This window comes from Pseudomonas sp. CDFA 610 (assembly GCF_021147865.1).
GTDB classification, from domain to species: domain Bacteria; phylum Pseudomonadota; class Gammaproteobacteria; order Pseudomonadales; family Pseudomonadaceae; genus Aquipseudomonas; species Aquipseudomonas alliivorans.
This window is the reverse complement of record NZ_JAGTPM010000007.1, coordinates 200,181-215,906: the sequence shown is the minus strand read 5'-3', so window position 1 is coordinate 215,906 and position 15,726 is coordinate 200,181. Positions and strand designations below refer to the sequence as shown.

General features: G+C 60.2%; 13 protein-coding genes. 6 read left to right on the top strand and 7 right to left on the bottom strand.

Annotation, left to right across the window (positions count from 1 at the left end):
* Positions 1-66 precede the first annotated feature (66 nt).
* Together KDX39_RS14865 and KDX39_RS14860 are read left to right on the top strand one after the other, a co-directional pair.
* Entirely contained in the window at positions 67-867 is an 801-nt protein-coding gene (locus KDX39_RS14865; protein ID WP_099227871.1) for a glucose 1-dehydrogenase, read from the top strand.
* Entirely contained in the window at positions 860-2,686 is a 1,827-nt protein-coding gene (locus tag KDX39_RS14860) for a glycoside hydrolase family 15 protein (RefSeq protein WP_231660889.1), read from the top strand. The genes KDX39_RS14865 and KDX39_RS14860 overlap by 8 nt, the downstream gene beginning before the upstream one ends.
* Before the next feature lie 25 nt (positions 2,687-2,711).
* Here KDX39_RS14860 and KDX39_RS14855 read toward each other — a convergent pair whose 3' ends face one another.
* From KDX39_RS14855 to KDX39_RS14835, 5 genes are all read right to left on the bottom strand, one after another.
* Positions 2,712-4,142: a DUF2723 domain-containing protein gene (locus KDX39_RS14855; protein WP_231660888.1), complete on the bottom strand. Its 1,431-nt coding sequence runs from the start codon at positions 4,140-4,142 to the stop codon at positions 2,712-2,714.
* 66 nt (positions 4,143-4,208) lie between these two features.
* Entirely contained in the window at positions 4,209-5,123 is a 915-nt protein-coding gene (locus KDX39_RS14850) for a lysylphosphatidylglycerol synthase transmembrane domain-containing protein (protein ID WP_269439916.1), read from the bottom strand.
* A gap of 41 nt (positions 5,124-5,164) precedes the next feature.
* Positions 5,165-5,905 carry an SDR family oxidoreductase gene (locus tag KDX39_RS14845; RefSeq protein ID WP_231660886.1) on the bottom strand — a complete coding sequence of 247 codons (741 nt, stop codon included), beginning with the start codon at positions 5,903-5,905 and terminating at the stop codon, positions 5,165-5,167.
* The gene (locus KDX39_RS14840) at positions 5,902-7,218 is read right to left on the bottom strand and encodes an FAD-binding oxidoreductase (protein ID WP_231660885.1); all 1,317 of its coding nucleotides are present in this window, start codon (positions 7,216-7,218) and stop codon (positions 5,902-5,904) included. The genes KDX39_RS14845 and KDX39_RS14840 overlap by 4 nt, the downstream gene beginning before the upstream one ends.
* A complete protein-coding gene (locus KDX39_RS14835; RefSeq protein ID WP_231660884.1) occupies positions 7,215-8,666 on the bottom strand; it encodes a UbiA family prenyltransferase in 1,452 nt (483 codons plus the stop codon). The genes KDX39_RS14840 and KDX39_RS14835 overlap by 4 nt, the downstream gene beginning before the upstream one ends.
* A 358-nt stretch (positions 8,667-9,024) precedes the next feature.
* Between KDX39_RS14835 and norR the strand changes: the two genes are divergently transcribed.
* Positions 9,025-10,578 (top strand): nitric oxide reductase transcriptional regulator NorR, encoded by a 1,554-nt coding sequence (gene norR / locus KDX39_RS14830; protein WP_231660883.1) that lies wholly within the window; start codon positions 9,025-9,027, stop codon positions 10,576-10,578.
* 113 nt (positions 10,579-10,691) lie between these two features.
* Entirely contained in the window at positions 10,692-10,916 is a 225-nt protein-coding gene (locus tag KDX39_RS14825) for a DUF6555 family protein (protein ID WP_099227863.1), read from the top strand.
* Between the two features lie 18 nt (positions 10,917-10,934).
* On the opposite strand, the gene KDX39_RS14820 is transcribed toward KDX39_RS14825, so the two are convergent.
* Positions 10,935-12,353, bottom strand: a complete 1,419-nt coding sequence (locus tag KDX39_RS14820; RefSeq protein ID WP_231660882.1) for an MFS transporter — start codon at positions 12,351-12,353, stop codon at positions 10,935-10,937.
* 314 nt (positions 12,354-12,667) lie between these two features.
* Between KDX39_RS14820 and KDX39_RS14815 the strand changes: the two genes are divergently transcribed.
* Both KDX39_RS14815 and KDX39_RS14810 read left to right on the top strand, forming a co-directional pair.
* Entirely contained in the window at positions 12,668-13,975 is a 1,308-nt protein-coding gene (locus KDX39_RS14815) for an Nramp family divalent metal transporter (RefSeq protein ID WP_231660996.1), read from the top strand.
* A gap of 63 nt (positions 13,976-14,038) precedes the next feature.
* Positions 14,039-15,496 (top strand): MFS transporter, encoded by a 1,458-nt coding sequence (locus tag KDX39_RS14810; RefSeq protein ID WP_231660881.1) that lies wholly within the window; start codon positions 14,039-14,041, stop codon positions 15,494-15,496.
* On the opposite strand, the gene KDX39_RS14805 is transcribed toward KDX39_RS14810, so the two are convergent.
* Complete coding sequence (locus tag KDX39_RS14805) at positions 15,493-15,690, bottom strand: hypothetical protein (RefSeq protein WP_099227859.1); 198 nt, start codon at positions 15,688-15,690, stop codon at positions 15,493-15,495. The two genes, KDX39_RS14810 and KDX39_RS14805, sit on opposite strands and share 4 nt — an antisense overlap.
* Positions 15,691-15,726: the final 36 nt, after the last annotated feature.

Genomic DNA, 15,726 nt, shown 5'->3' with positions numbered 1-15,726 from the left:
ACTAACTTTCAGCCTCGCCAGTCAGCATCTAACGCATGCCCTAGCAGACTTCGAGGCTGAAATTCGATGCATATCTCTCTCAAGCAACAAGTCGCACTCGTCACCGGCGCCAGCTCCGGTCTGGGCGCTGCGGCCGCTCGCGCTCTGGCAGATGCCGGCGCTGCGGTCGTGATCAATTACCACTCCAAGGCTGAACCTGCCGAAAAACTTGCGGACGAGATTCGTGCGGCGGGTGGGCAGGCAATCGCCATGGGTGCCGACGTTTCCAAAGAAGACGAGGTCGAGCGATTGTTCGCCCAGACCATCGAGCAGTTCGGGGCGCTGGACATTCTGTTCGCCAACTCCGGTCTTCAGAAAGACGCTGCGTTCGTCGACATGAGTCTTGAGGACTGGAACACGGTCATCAACGTCAACCTCACCGGCCAGTTCCTCTGTGCCCGCGCCGCCGTACGCCAGTTCATCAGCCAAGGCATGCGCAAGGACGTGTCACGGGCGATGGGCAAGATCATTCACATGAGTTCGGTGCACCAACTCATTCCCTGGGCCGGGCACGTGAATTACGCGGCCTCCAAGGGTGGCGTCGATCTGCTGATGCGCAGCATTGCCCAGGAAGTGGGCGAGCAGAAAATTCGTGTCAACAGCATTGCGCCCGGCGCCATCCGCACCCCGATCAACGCCGATGCGCGAAAGGGTGATGCGGAAAAGAAAATGCTCGAACTGATTCCCTATGGCCGCATCGGCGAGCCTGAGGATGTGGCCAATGCCGTGGTCTGGCTGGCGTCCGACGCTTCGGATTACGTGCACGGCACGACGCTGTTCATCGACGGCGGCATGACCCTTTATCCGGAGTTCCGAGGCAATGGCTGATTTTCCAGAAGAGGCACAGAACGCGATCGAGAATCACGGCATCATTGGCGACATGCGCAGTGCTGCACTGATCGCCGATACAGGCAGCATCGATTTCTGCTGCTGGCCGGATTTCGACAGCCCCTCGATCTTTACCGCACTGCTCGACACCCACGACGCGGGCATCTTCCAGCTGGCACCGGACTTGCCTGATGCGCGGCGCCTGCAGATTTATCTGCCGGACACCAATGTGCTGCAGACCCGCTGGATATCCGAAGAGGCGGTGGTCGAGGTTACCGACCTGATGCCCATCGGCGAGGACAAGGACGACCTGCCGCGCATCGTGCGGCGGGTTCAGGTTCGCTTTGGCAAAGCCACCATGCGCATGCGTTGCAGGGTGCGCATGGATTACAGCCGCGCCGAGACCACCGCGCATCAGGAAGGCAACGACGTCTGCTTTCAGGCCAAGGGCCAGCCGGGCATGCGCCTGTCTGCGGCGACGCCTCTGCATGTGGAGCACGACGCAGCGGTTGCTGAGTTCCAGATGGAAAAGGGCCAGACCATCGAGTTCATTCTCGGCGGTGTCGATGACCCGCATGTGGCTGCCGGAAAATGTTCACGTTACTTCGACGACACCCTGGCGTTCTGGCGTCGCTGGGCGGGGCAATCCGAGTACAAAGGCCGCTGGCGCGAGATGGTCATGCGTTCGGCGCTCGCGCTCAAGCTGCTGACCTCGCGCAAGCATGGCGGCATCATCGCGGCGGCGACCTTCGGCCTGCCGGAAACCCCCGGCGGCGAACGTAACTGGGATTACCGCTACACCTGGATCCGTGATGCATCTTTCACCGTTTATGCCTTCATGCGGCTGGGCTATACCGATGAAGCCAATGCCTTCATGGGCTGGGTGCGGGGGCGTCTGGATGACAGCTGCGAGCGCACACAGAAAATGGGCATTCTTTATGCGCTGGACGGCCACGACAAACTGCCAGAAGAACACCTCGATCACCTGACCGGCTATGGCGGCGCGCTGCCGGTTCGCATTGGCAACGAAGCGTACGAACAGACACAGCTGGACATCTATGGCGAGCTGATGGATGCCGTTTACCTGGCCAACAAGTACGGCGATGCCATCTCCCACGATGGCTGGAAGCATGTGGTGCGTCAGGTGGATTACGTCTGCGAGCACTGGAGTGATCGGGATGTGGGCATCTGGGAAATGCGCGGTGGCGATCAGCATTTCCTGCATTCGCGGCTGATGTGCTGGGTCGCGCTGGATCGGGCGTTGCGTCTGGCGTTCAAGCGTTCGCTGTCCGGGCCTTTCGAGCGCTGGACCAAGGTGCGCGAGCAGATTCACGACGACATCTGGGAAAACTTCTGGAACGAAGAACTGGGGCATTTCGTGCAGCACAAGGGCAGCCGCAATCTGGATGCCTCGATGCTACTGATGCCGCTGGTGCGGTTTGTCGGTGCGAGCGATCCCAAGTGGCTGGCGACGCTGGATGCCATCGAGCGCACGCTGGTGCGTGACGGCATGGTGTTCCGTTATCGCAACGACGACGATCATGACGACGGTCTGGCAGGAGACGAGGGCGCGTTTGTCGCCTGCTCGTTCTGGTACGTCGAATGCCTCGCCCGCGCCGGGCGGGTAGGCCAGGCGCACCTGGAGTTCGAACAACTGCTGCGCTACGCCAACCCCCTGGGCCTGTATGCCGAAGAGTTCGACTCGCATGCGCGTCACTTGGGCAACACGCCGCAGGCGCTGAGTCATCTGGCGCTGATCAGTGCGGCCAGCTTCCTCGACCGCAAGCTCGGCGGTGGCCAGGCGCTCTGGCAACCCTGAGTGCCGTTGCAGAAAGGGATTTGCGTTACTTGGTGTGTAACGCAAATCCCACTGGCTTGTCCTCCAGAGCGTAATGCTCCGCAATCATTGCGCAATAGCTCAGACGCGCCAGATAGACACCCGGATTGCCGAGGTAGGCGCGGATGTCGATGTTGTCGCCGCACATTGCCAGCCTGCGACCACGCAACAGTCCCACCGCCTGTGCGGAGCGAATCGCGCCCATGGGTGTCCAGTCGGCGATGATCAGTGCGCCTTCAGGCACCGACTGTTCGTAGGCGTTCACGAACTGTTCGGCAGACCGGTCGGGCAGGTAAGGCACCATGAAATAGTGGATGTCCTCGCGAAACGGCAGTTTCTCTTTGTGGGTCGGGAGATTGACCACGCCGCTGGCATACAGCGACCAGGCCAGCATGATCACCAGCGGCGACGTCAGCACCGAGGCATTGAGCAGTGCAGTGCCAGCTCGATTGCGTGGCAGCAGCGCGGGCAGTTGGATCATGCCAATCACGCCCAACATCGCGATCCCCGGCAGGAAAAACGTGAAACGGTCGGTGACGTTGTAGGAAATCGCGAAAACCAGATTCAGCATCGCCGCGCTCCACAGCAGGCGCAGTCGACTGTCCTTGGGGAACAACAGCAGTCCGGCGATCTGCGGACCGATCAGCGACAACAACAGCAGCACCACCGAGTTTTTCTCGTGCCACAGGTCATCGAAACGAAACAGACTGCTCTCCCATTCCGGTCCGGCGATGGTGGTCGAGGCACCCGTCAGGTAACGGCGGGCGATATCGATCAGGCTCATTCCGGCGTTCAAATCGTTGAACACCGCCGGCGCGGCAGTGGCGAATCCGAGCATGAAACCGGGAACCGTCATCAGGATTCGCGCCTTGTGCTGGTACAGCAACTGGATGTAAAGCGGCAGCATCACGATGAAGGTCAGTTGGTGAATCGAAGCGCTTAAGCCCGTCAGCACACCGATGATGAACAGCTTCCTGAGAGGTGTCAGGCGCGGATTGGCACTGAACTGCACGGCATAGCCCAAGAGGACGAACAGTGTGTGCAACAGATACACCTCGGCTTTGGTCGACACCCAGAACACCGCGTGGGCCAGCACGGTGGCGGTGGCTGCAAGCAGCGCCTGGTGGGCTGTGGCACCGACACTGATGGCCAGTCGGTAAATGATCCATGCCAGAGGTAGCAGGAGCAGCGAATTCATCAGGCTGAGCACTTGAGAACCGAACAGGGCATAAAACAGTGAGCTGAACACGTGATAGAACGGATGATCGAGAGGGCCGAGTGACTGACTGAAATACTCGCCTGTGGTGGCATCGGCCAGAAACACCCCATTGTCCATCCACTGGATCGGGCCGCTGGAAGCGATGAAGCTTGCCGCGATGGCCGCGCATAACAGCAGCAACGGCACAATGACGGAGTGTCTGGCGTTGGATGAATTCATTAAGCGGCGCCTCGTTGAGATGAGCAGTGGACAGTCCTGTGTTTCCGGGGCGAAAAATCGCGTTGTTCAGCGGCTGAAGGTTGTCGAATCCCTGAACCTGCCAAGCATCACCGCACCAATCGCCACCGCGAACCACAGTGTCGCGAGGCGGATCAGCAGGGTCGCGGCAATCGCATCGGCAGCCGGCATGCCCTTGAACATCAGCAGCCCGATCATCACCGCCTCGGCACCGCCGAGCCCGCCAGGCATGAAGCTCAGTGCACCGGCCAGCATCGCCAGCGCGTAGGTAAACACCGCGAAGGTCATTGGAATTTCCGCGCCCATCCAGCCGAGCACCCAGTGAAACGCCAGCGCCTCGGCACTCCAGGCGCTCAGACTGAGCAGGCTGGCGGCCAGCAACACCTCCAGCCGATGGCATTGGCGAGCGGCCAGCAACACGTCCAACAGGTGCCTGAGCAGCGTCGTTAATCGAGAAGTCGTCGGCGCAACTCTGCCGTGCAGCCATTCCAGCAGGCTTCGTTGCGACAGGGTCAGCAATCCCAGCAGCACCAGCGCCAGACCCGCCACGATCATTGGTTGTGCGGGCGGATACCAGGACAGGCCGAAGAGCGTCAGCAGGGCAATCGCCAGCAGGTCGGACAGGCGCTCGCTGACAAAGGCCGCAAAACTCTGCGGGTAAGGCACGCCCTGCGGTTTAAGCAATACGCCGCGTAGCGCTTCTCCCGCCTTGCCCGGCGTGGTGGTCAGGGCAAATCCTGCGAGATAGGCGGCGAGGCTGGCACGCCATGCCAGCGGATGGCCGAGCACACGCAGGTAGAGCTGCCAGCGCACGAAACGCAGTCCGTAGTTGAGGGCCGACATCAACAGTGCAAGCCCGATACCCGCCGCGCCGACCCTTGCTGTAGCCTGCGCCACCTCGTGCCAGCCGCCCCACAGGCAAAAAGCCAGATAGCCCAGCGCCGATCCGATGACCGACACCATCACGGCCCGGTAACGCCAACCGGATAGCCAGGGCGCGGCCGTCACAGGTTCAGCCTCTTGAACATCGGCTGCGGAATCGAGCGGATCACCAGCATGATCAGTGCCCAGAATCCTGGCGCGTACAGGCTGGTGGACTGGCGTGCAATACCGTTGACGATCCGTTCGGCGACCTGTTCCGGCTGCGCGAGCAACGCCGCTGGCAACGACAGCCCCCGAGTCATCGGCGTATCCACAAAGCCGGGCTTGATGGTCAGCACGTGTACACCGACCTTGAACAGGCGCGCCTGCAGACCGTCGCAGAAGGTCGAGACCGCAGCCTTGGCGGATCCGTACAGGTAGTTGGAAGGTCGGCCGCGTTCACCCGCGACCGAAGAAATAACCGCCAGCGTGCCGCAACGCTGGACCTCGAAGTGTTGGGCAAGCAGCGTCAACAGTGCGATCACCGACGCGCTGTTGGTGATGAATTCCTGCAGGGCCAGCCCGACATCCTGTTCGCAGGCACGCTGGTCCGGCAGGGTGCCATGGGCAATCAGCACCACATCGATCTGGCCGAGCACCTTGAGGCAATCGGCGAGCATTCTCGGGTGTTCGGCAAAATGCGTGGCGTCCATTTCATGCAGGGTGACCGTCCTGGCCCCGCGCCCCTCGAGATCGGCGGCCGTGACCTGCAGCTTGTCGGCACAGCGCGCCACCAGGAAGAAATCACAGCCTTGCGCGGCCCAGAGACGCGCGCATGCATGGGCGATGGCCGAGGTGGCCCCAATGATCAGAATTCGTTTCATGGCAGGACTCGTTTCCAGAAGCGGGACATCAGGGAAGGGTCGCGCAGGGCTTCCAGGCGTTCCCAGGCCGGATAGGTCTGGCGGAAATCGCTCCCGTTCATATGGGCGTCCTTGGCCGGGTACAGACGCCCGCCTGCTTCATGGACAATGGCGTCCAGACGCGGGAACAGCGAGCCGGCAAGGTCACGGTGTTGCGGAAAATCCAGCGCCAGTGACGTGCCTGGTATCGGGAACGACAGCAGGCCCGGCGAGGCAATATCGCCGCAGCGCTTGAGCACCGCCAGAAATGAACCCTGACCGGACTCGGCGATGGTATCGAGCAGTGCCTGCATGGCGTCCTGGGCGCAGTGTTCAGGGATCACGCACTGGTACTGCTGAAAGCCCTTGCGCCCATAGATCCGGTTCCAGTGCAGCACGCGGTCCAGCGGATAGAAAAACGGCTCATAGGCGCTGCGCGCAGGCGTCGGTCGGGCAGGGTGGGCGTGCCAATACAACGAATTGAACACGCGCAGCGACAGGTTATTGATCAGCGACAGCGGCGGCGTAACCGGCACGCTCAGTTTGCTGCGCCGTTCGACCTCAAGCGAGCCGAAGCGCGCATGATCGCCCACGATGTACACCCCGCGCCCGCTATTGCTGCCCCGCGCCAGACAGTCCACCCAGGCGACGCTGTATTCGTGCTGATGGTCAAGTTCCCGAGAGAGGGCGAAGAACTCACCAAGATTGGCAAAGCGCACCACGGTGCTGTCGATCTGGGCAGTGCGGATCGGCATCAGTTGCAGGTCCGCCCAGTGTATGACCCCGGTCAGCCCCAGACCGCCGATGCTCGCCGCGTACAGCAGCGGGTTTTCCGCGGGCGAGCAGATCATCGCCTGCTCGCCCTGACGCAACAGGCCGAAGCGCAGCACATGGCAGCCGAACGTCCCGCGCAGATGGTGGTTCTTGCCATGCACGTCGTTGGCGATTGCACCCCCCACAGTGACGAATTGCGTACCGGGTGTGACCGGCAGAAACCAGCCTTGCGCAATGGCCGCTGTGAGCACCTGAGCCAGCGTCATGCCGGCCTCGACGCGCACGATGCCGGTCTTCCAGTTGGCGGCTATGAACCGGTCCAGGCGATGCATGTGCAGCACGTGGCCGCTGCTCGCCAGGCAACTGTCGCCGTAGCTGCGGCCATTGCCGAACGGCAGGCTGGTTTCATACCGGTCCAGCGTGGCGGTCATGTGCTGCGGCAGGTCATCGATCCACGTGCAAGCATGGCCCTGCTGCGCGAACCGGGGATACCGACCCCACGGATAGAGAGGCGCCGTCATGCGGCAACCCAGAACACTAGCAGGAACAGCGCACCGATCCCCTGGCTGATGCGGTCGCGGATGGCGAAGACCACAGGATCATCGTTCATCAGCCCGCGGTGGGTAAGCATCCATATGCGGGTGATCCAGAACAGCAGCAACGGACACGCCAGCCAGATGACGTGTGGGTGCTGATAAAGCGCGATGGTGGCGCCTTCGTGGATATACAGCGCCAGAACCATCACCGCGAGGTTGCCGGAAGAGGCACCCAGCGAGGCGATCATGTCCAGGTCGCCGGGATAGTAACCGCGGCCGCGGGTCTTGCCTTCCACCTCACGCACTCGCGCTTCACGCAGTTCGGCGTAGCGTTTGACCAGCGCCAGACTCAGAAACAGGAACATCGAAAACGCCAGAATCCAGAACGTCAGTGGCAGATGGAATGCTGCCGCGCCGGCCAAAATGCGTGTGGTGTAGAGCATCGCCAGCACGATGACGTCTACCGCCATGTGCCGCTTCAGGTGCAGCGAGTACACCAGCGTCAGCAGGTAATAAGCCCCCATTACGGCCGAAAACTGCCACGGCAGGACCGCCGCAGCACCGCCAAAAGCCAACAGCAACAGGGTGGGTACGGCGATCAGCCCGGATTTTATCGGTACACGGCCGCTGGCAAACGGACGGTTGCGTTTGCTGCGGTGGTGACGATCGTCTGCCAGATCCAGCAAATCATTGAGTACGTACACGCTCGACGCACAGAGGCCGAAGAACAGAAATGCCAGCAGACCATCAATCACCTGTTGCGATTGCTGAATCTGATGCGCTGCCAGCAGCGGTACGAAGATCAGCGCGTTCTTGAGCCACTGGTGCAGGCGCAGCGCGCTGCGCCAGTCCTTGAGGCTTGCTGCGTGCGCGTTGAGCACTTGATCGACATTGCCTTGTGCCTGCGCCCGGCGCTGTACGCCGGCATGCGGATTGGCAACGATGGCTTTGCGTGCCGTCGCCCAGATGCACAGATCGTCAGTGGAATTGCCGATGTAATCGAAGCCGCTCTGGCCGTAGTGATCGATCAGAAGATCACGTTTGCGATGGGCCGAAAGATTGACCTCGCCGTCGGACGCCCACACTTGATCGAACAGGTTGAGGTGCCTGGCTATGCGTGTGGCGAGTGTTTCGTGAGCGGCGGTCGCAAGGACGATCAGCCGTCCGGTCCTGCGCTCTTGCTGAATGTACTCGATGACATCTGCGTCATAGGGCAGCAGAGCGATGTCCAGCTTGACCGACAGGGCGAGCCCTCGCTTGAGCGAAGCCTTACCCTGTAACAGCCAGAGCAGCAATTTGAATATTTGAAGTGGGTATTGCCGTATGAACGCCATGGCGGTTTCAAACAGCACGTCCGAACGCAGCAATGTTCCATCCAGATCGACCACCAGCGGAGGGTGGGTTTGCAGAACTCTTCCCTGAATGCCGGACATGGACAGTGGCTCCTGTGAATATGAGCGCACTATGGAACGAAAACGGACAATCGCCTCTTGAATAAAATTAAACGCAACGGAATTTATTGCCGTCGCCATGACGTCAGAAAATGTCGGCGTAATAGCTGTTTCAATGGCGGCGCCTATTGTTTCATTCGGCTGACACTTTCACCGATGACTTCAATTGTGCAAAAACATATAAGCCCCGTAGTGACTGGACGGCGGGGTTGAATATAGGTCTATACATGGGCCTCATGTCGGCGCCCATGGAAACCCTGATGTAAGACCGTTGAGACAGGTGTCGTGGTGATGGTAAATCGAGTCATAATGACACCTTCGATGTCGCTGTCCCGGAGTCATGATGACCCATCCATTGCTGCGTGCTCTTGTGCCACTGGTTGCCGACCTGTCACGTGAACTGCCCGATGAGGAGCGGTATCGACGCCTGTTGCAGTCTCTGCGCCAGTGGTTGCATTGCGATGCCGCCGCACTGCTCAGGCTGGATGAAGGCGTGCTGACGCCTCTGGCGGTAGATGGCCTGAGCCCCGACACTCTGGGTCGCCGCTTTCGGGTCGAAGAGCATCCGCGCTTCAAGGCGTTGCTGGAGAGCCCGGTACCGGTGCGCTTCTCTTATGACTGCCCCCTGCCGGATCCTTATGACGGTCTGGTGGAGGGGCAGGGTCCGTTGGAAGTGCACGACTGCGTCGGGTGCGTGCTGCATTTTCAGGAGCGCCCGTGGGGACTGATCACGCTGGACTCGCTGGACCCGTCGAGCTTTGGCAAGGTCGACCTGGATAATCTGCAGGCCTTTGCCAGTCTCGCTGCCGCTACAGTCATGGCCAGCGAGCGCATTCAGCATTTGTCGCGTGGCGTCGAGGATCAGCGGCAACTGGTGGAGGTTTACAAGCGTGCCGCAGGTGGGCGGGCGCCTCGCGAACTGATTGGTCAGAGTGAAGTGCTGGAGCGCTTGCAGCAGGAAATCCAGTTGGTCGCCAACAGCCCGCTGACCGTACTGATTACCGGTGAGACCGGCGTCGGCAAGGAACTGGTTGCCGAGGCCATCCATCTGCATTCCCCCAGAGCCCACAAGCCGTTGATCAGCCTCAACTGCGCGGCGTTGCCGGAAATGCTGGTAGAGAGCGAACTGTTCGGCCACGTGAAGGGCGCTTTTTCCGGTGCAGTCAATGGGCGCAGTGGCAAGTTCGAGCTGGCCGATGGCGGCACGCTGTTTCTCGATGAAGTCGGCGAGCTACCGCTTTCCGTGCAATCCAAGCTTTTGCGAGTGCTGCAGAGCGGCCAGTTGCAGAGGGTTGGCTCGGATCTGGAACATCGAGTGGACGTGCGCATCATCGCTGCCACCAACCGTAACCTGGCTGAAGAGGTACGCTCTGGCCGGTTTCGCGCCGACCTGTATCACCGCCTGAGCGTCTATCCTTTACAGGTTCCGGCATTGCGCGAGCGAGGCCGCGACGTGTTGTTGCTGGCCGGCTATTTTCTGGAAGAGAACCGTATGCGCATGGGGTTGCGCAGCCTGCGGCTGAACGCCGAGGCACAGCGAATGCTGCTGGCATATGCCTGGCCCGGCAATGTCAGGGAGTTGGAACATCTGATCAGCCGAGCCGTACTCAAGACGTTGTCCGGCCATGTACAGCGTCCGCGTATCCTGACCATCGAGCCACAGGCTCTGGGTCTGGATGAGGCGGTTGACAGTCTGCCACTGCCCCAGCCGGTATCGGATAGTGCGGCAGTCATCGGGGGACATGGGCTCAAGGGTGCAGTGGATGCCTATCAACGCGCAGTTATCTGCGATGCACTTGATCGGCATCAGGGACGATGGACCGAAGTTGCTCGCGAGTTATCGGTAGATCGGGCCAATCTCAACCGTCTTTCGAAACGACTGGGAATCCGCTGATGTACGGGGAGCGAGGTTCATTGGTCGCTGAAGTCTAAAAAAGACTGAATTTTTTCATAATGACTTGGGTCACCTGTTACTCAAGCCACCACTGAAAAAGGATCAGGCTTTCAATGGCACTGCCCAAACACTATCGAATCGATTATCTATTGAACGGCTCTTTCAAGAGTTTCTATATACGAACCGAACATATGGATAATGTCGAAGCCTGGCATTATGCAAGTGTCGACGCAGGCCTTGCGCGTATCCCGAAATACCGTCTGGAGAAAGTGCCTCGCGTCTCGAAACCCTATGCAGAGCACTTCGGTGTGACTGATGTCGAGTGGGCTCAGGCTTGAGCCCACTGTCTGTGTGATCTAGCGGTGGGCGATGTTTTCCAGCGCCAGATTACGAGTGCGGGGACCGAAACCGCCGATGGTGATGATCACGATCAGCATGCTGCTGACGATGAACGCGAGAACCCCCGGTGTGCCGAAGTGCTCCAGAAATATACCGATCAGCAGGCTGCTGAAAACCGTGGACAGGCGACTGAACGAGTAGCAGAAGCCAACGGCGCGCGCCCGAATGTTGGTAGGAAACAGCTCACCCTGATAAGAGTGATAACTGAAACTCAGCCAGGCGTTACTGAACGTGATCATGATGCCGCAAAAGATCAGTCCCGCGGCACTGGTCTGAAACGCGAACAGCGTGCCGAAGATCATCGAACTCAGGGCCGAGCCCACGATCTGCCATTTGTTCTCGAACCGATTGGCAAACTTCACGAACAGCAGCGGACCCAGCGGATACGCCAGAGTAATGACGAAGGCGTAACTGAGGCTGTGAGTCACGCTCACCCCCTGGCCGGACAGCAGCGCTGGCAGCCAGTTGCCGAAGCCGAAGAAACCGATGGCCTGGAAGATGTGGAAGGCAATCAACATCAAGGCACGACGCCGGAACGGCGGCTGCCACATATCGGCGAAACGGCCCTTGCCCTCGACCGCGACGGTATGCGGCTCAGGCTGATCCAATGGCTGTTTGTGATCCTTCAGGCAGCGCGCTTCCAGATCATCCACGACCCGTTCGGCCTCCGCAAAGCGCCCGTGCTGCGCCAGCCAGCGTGGCGACTCAGGCAGCGAAGAACGCAGCCACCAGATGAACAGCGCGAACACCGCACTGCTGATCACCACCCAGCGCCAGCCGGCATAGCCGAGCGGATCCTGCGGCACCAGCCACCACGACATCAGCGCCACGCTGGGCACGGCCAGAAACTGAATCGAAAAGGCAAACGCGAATGCCGAGCTGCGTATGCGTTTGGGAACCAGTTCCGACAGGTAGGCATCGATGGTGACCAGTTCCACGCCAAGGCCAATGCCGACCAGAAAGCGCATACCGATCACGCCCATTGCCGAGGTCTGCAGGCCCATCATGACGGTTGCCACGGTGTACCAGATCAGCGCGCAGGTGAAGATGGCACGACGGCCGAAACGATCGGCAATCGGACTGACCAGGCTGGCGCCGAAGAACAGACCGAGAAAGGTCGCCGAGGCGAATGCTGCCTGATCGGAGAAGCCGAACAACCCCTGGCTGCCAGTCGCAAAAATACCTTCGCGAAGCAGACCGGGGCTGATGTAGGCCGTCTGGAACAGGTCATAAAGCTCGAAGAACCCGCCGATGGAGAGCAGGGCGATCAGTTTCCAGATGGTGGCGACGGCGGGCAGTCGGTCGATACGTGCCGAGATGAGGGCGGCGCGAAGTGGGTCGGCGTGTGTATTGTTGTTTGAATTGGAAGAGACCATCGTAGGACCGTCCGGCAGGATAGGGACCGTCATCGTACTGGTTTTACATTTGGTAATAGTTGCGTAATAAAGCGATTTTTGGTGTGTTTTTGGCGAATTATTGCGAGCAGTAGACGGATTTCAAATTTCACTGAACGCTCGCTAACGTTTTTTTTACAAATCGCCATCGGCAGTTTTGCCCTCGAATGCATGATCAACGGCATATGAAACGACATGGAACGACCCTTGTTTGCCACTCATGTATCAAGATATGTCGCAAAACCTTAGGATAGGGCTTCGATTTTTTGCCCTCCCGGATTCTCGTGACGTACAAACTGCCCACCACGGCGACAGCGCCGTTTTGCCCTTCGGCGACCACCGAAAGTGTCGCCATTCCGGCCAATGCGTCGCCCCTGCGCAAGATGATGCTGTTCATCGGTCCCGGCTTGCTGGTGTCGATTGGCTACATGGACCCCGGCAACTGGGCCACGGCCATCGAAGCCGGGTCGCGCTTCGGCTACTCGCTCCTGTTCGTGGTGGTGCTGGCGAGCCTTTCCGGCATGGTGCTGCAGAACCTGTGTTCGCGTCTGGGCATTGCCACGGGCCGGGATCTGGCGCAACTGTCTGCGGCCCGTTACAGCCGCAACGTCGCCAAGGGCCAATGGCTGTTGGCAGAGCTGTCGATCATCGCCACGGATCTGGCGGAGGTGCTTGGGGCTGCGCTGGCGTTTCATCTGCTGCTGGGCGTGTCGATCACCGTCGGCGTCGCCCTGACGGCCTTCGACACCCTGATCGTTCTGGCTTTGCAGGGTGCCAATTTCCGGCGGCTCGAAGCCATTGTGCTGGGGCTGATCGCGACCATCGCCGCATGCTTTGCCGTCGAGCTGATCCTGATCAAACCGTTCTGGCCGGACGTGGCGGCGGGTCTCAAACCCAGTTGGGATGTGCTGAGCAGTCAGGAACCACTGTACATCGCCATCGGCATCCTTGGCGCAACGGTGATGCCGCACAACCTGTACCTGCATTCCTCTGTGGTGCAGACACGCGTCAACGGTTCCGATCTGGCGAGCAAGGCCACCGCCATCCGTTACGCCCGCCTGGACACCATCGGTTCGCTCAGCCTCGCACTGCTGATCAACGCCGCAATCCTGATTCTGGCCGCCGCGGCTTTTCACAAGACCGGCCACACCGATGTGGTCGAGATTCAGGACGCCTACCACCTGCTTGATCCGCTGGTGGGCGGCGCGATTGCCAGCGTGTTGTTTGGCGTGGCTTTGCTGGCAGCGGGGCAGAGCTCGACCTTTACAGGCACCATCGCCGGTCAGGTTGTGCTCGAAGGTTTTCTGCAGGCGAAGATTCCCTGCTGGCAGCGGCGCCTGATCACCCGTGCGCTGGCGCTGATCCCTGCGCTGATCGGTGTGGTCTGGCTGGGCGATAGCTCGGTAGGGCAGATGCTGGTGCTCAGCCAGGTGGTGTTGAGCCTGCAACTGCCATTTGCCCTGTGGCCGCTGATCCGGTTCACGAGTGACAAAAGTTTAATGGGGCCATTCGTCAATGGCCGGCTGGTACAACTCGCCGCCTGGGGCCTGTTTGGTCTGATATCTGCCGCCAACCTGACGCTGTTGTGGTTCTGGATCAGCTGAACTTAGCGTCTCGGGAGCGGCTCTCAATCCTGACGTTCAGGTCCGCCGTGAAGGAATCCCGACATGACAACGATCCATGCACCCGACAAGGGCAAGGTATTCGAGACCGACCTGCCTGCTCGACTGGATCGATTGCCCTGGGGCCGTTTTCACACGCTGCTGGTCGTAGCGCTGGGCATCACCTGGCTGCTTGACGGCCTGGAGGTGACCCTCGCCGGTTCTGTCGCTGGCGCCTTGAAGGCCAGTCCGGTACTGAACCTCAGCAACAGCGAGATAGGTCTGGCGGGCGCTGCCTATATTGCCGGAGCGGTACTGGGGGCCTTGTTTTTCGGCTGGCTGACCGACCGTCTTGGGCGACGCAAGCTGTTCTTCATCACCCTGGCGTTGTATATCAGCGCTACCTTTGCCACGGCATTTTCGTTCAGCGTCTGGAGCTTCATGCTGTTCCGGTTTTTGACCGGCATGGGTATCGGCGGCGAATACACCGCCATCAATTCGACCATTCAGGAATTCACGCCGGCTCGTTATCGCGGCTGGGTGGACCTGACCATCAATGGCACCTTCTGGTTGGGCGCGGCACTGGGCGCTGTCGGCTCCATCGTGCTGCTGGATCCGCAGTGGGTCGGCGCTGAGTTGGGGTGGCGGCTTTGCTTCGGCATCGGCGCCGTGCTCGGTCTGTTCATCATGCTGATGCGCCTGTGGCTGCCGGAGAGCCCTCGCTGGCTGATGATTCATGGCCGCTCGGACGAAGCGCGCAAGATCGTCGAACAGATCGAATCCGACATGGAGCGTCGCGGACATGTATTGCCAGCCGTCGAAGGCAAGCCACTGCGATTGCATGCCCGCGACCACACACCACTGGGCGAAATCTTTCACACGCTGTTCGTGTCGTTCCGCCAGCGCTCGCTGGTCGGCCTGACATTGCTGACCGCTCAGGCGTTTTTCTATAACGCGATCTTCTTTACCTATGCGCTGGTACTCACCGACTTCTATGGCGTGCCTTCCGAGCGGGTCGGCTGGTACGTGCTGCCGCTGGCGCTGGGCAATTTCTGCGGGCCATTGCTGCTGGGTCGGCTGTTCGATGTGGTCGGGCGGCGCATCATGATCAGCCTGACCTACGGGGTGTCTGGCGTTTTGCTGGCGATCAGCGGCTACCTGTTTCAGCAGGGCGCGCTGGACGTTACCCAGCAGGCCATCGCCTGGATGGTGATCTTCTTCTTTGCGTCGGCCGCCGCCAGTTCGGCGTACCTGACCGTGGCCGAAACCTTCCCGCTGGAAATTCGCGCGCTGGCCATTGCCGTCTTCTATGCCTTCGGCACGGGATTGGGCGGGATTATCGGTCCGACACTGTTTGGCGAGCTGATCGAAACACACGACCGCAGCAATGTGCTGATCGGTTATCTCATCGGGGCGGGGTTGATGCTATTGGCGGCGTTCGTGCAGTCGATCTGGGGCGCGGCAGCCGAACGCAAATCGCTGGAAGAAGTGGCGCGACCGCTGTCCCAGGCAAGGGATGACTAGCTGAAAACGCCGCGCAGGTCCATGACGGACGCTCTGAGCCCCTGAATCTGCTCGCTCACAGCCTTGGCTTCATTCGCCCGCGAATTGTGCTGCAGATAGGCCAGGTGTCCGGACATGTTGCTTGAGACGCGCTCAAGGTCGTCAGCCGTGCGCTGTACATAAGCCTGAATGTCTTTGAGCTGCTCGATGTGCACGAATGTTTTCCTTTAGGTCGCATCCGAGCGCACTGA

What these genes read in the sequence shown, in the direction of transcription:
- KDX39_RS14840 (WP_231660885.1), bottom strand. Translation starts at nt 7,218, where the DNA reads ATGACGGCGCCTCTCTATCCGTGGGGTCGGTATCCCCGGTTCGCGCAG.
- KDX39_RS14845 (WP_231660886.1), bottom strand. Translation starts at nt 5,905, where the DNA reads ATGAAACGAATTCTGATCATTGGGGCCACCTCGGCCATCGCCCATGCA.
- KDX39_RS14860 (WP_231660889.1), top strand. Translation starts at nt 860, where the DNA reads ATGGCTGATTTTCCAGAAGAGGCACAGAACGCGATCGAGAATCACGGC.
- KDX39_RS14855 (WP_231660888.1), bottom strand. Translation starts at nt 4,142, where the DNA reads ATGAATTCATCCAACGCCAGACACTCCGTCATTGTGCCGTTGCTGCTG.
- norR (WP_231660883.1), top strand. Translation starts at nt 9,025, where the DNA reads ATGATGACCCATCCATTGCTGCGTGCTCTTGTGCCACTGGTTGCCGAC.
- KDX39_RS14825 (WP_099227863.1), top strand. Translation starts at nt 10,692, where the DNA reads ATGGCACTGCCCAAACACTATCGAATCGATTATCTATTGAACGGCTCT.
- KDX39_RS14850 (WP_269439916.1), bottom strand. Translation starts at nt 5,123, where the DNA reads ATGGTGTCGGTCATCGGATCGGCGCTGGGCTATCTGGCTTTTTGCCTG.
- KDX39_RS14835 (WP_231660884.1), bottom strand. Translation starts at nt 8,666, where the DNA reads ATGTCCGGCATTCAGGGAAGAGTTCTGCAAACCCACCCTCCGCTGGTG.
- KDX39_RS14810 (WP_231660881.1), top strand. Translation starts at nt 14,039, where the DNA reads ATGACAACGATCCATGCACCCGACAAGGGCAAGGTATTCGAGACCGAC.
- KDX39_RS14820 (WP_231660882.1), bottom strand. Translation starts at nt 12,353, where the DNA reads ATGGTCTCTTCCAATTCAAACAACAATACACACGCCGACCCACTTCGC.
- KDX39_RS14865 (WP_099227871.1), top strand. Translation starts at nt 67, where the DNA reads ATGCATATCTCTCTCAAGCAACAAGTCGCACTCGTCACCGGCGCCAGC.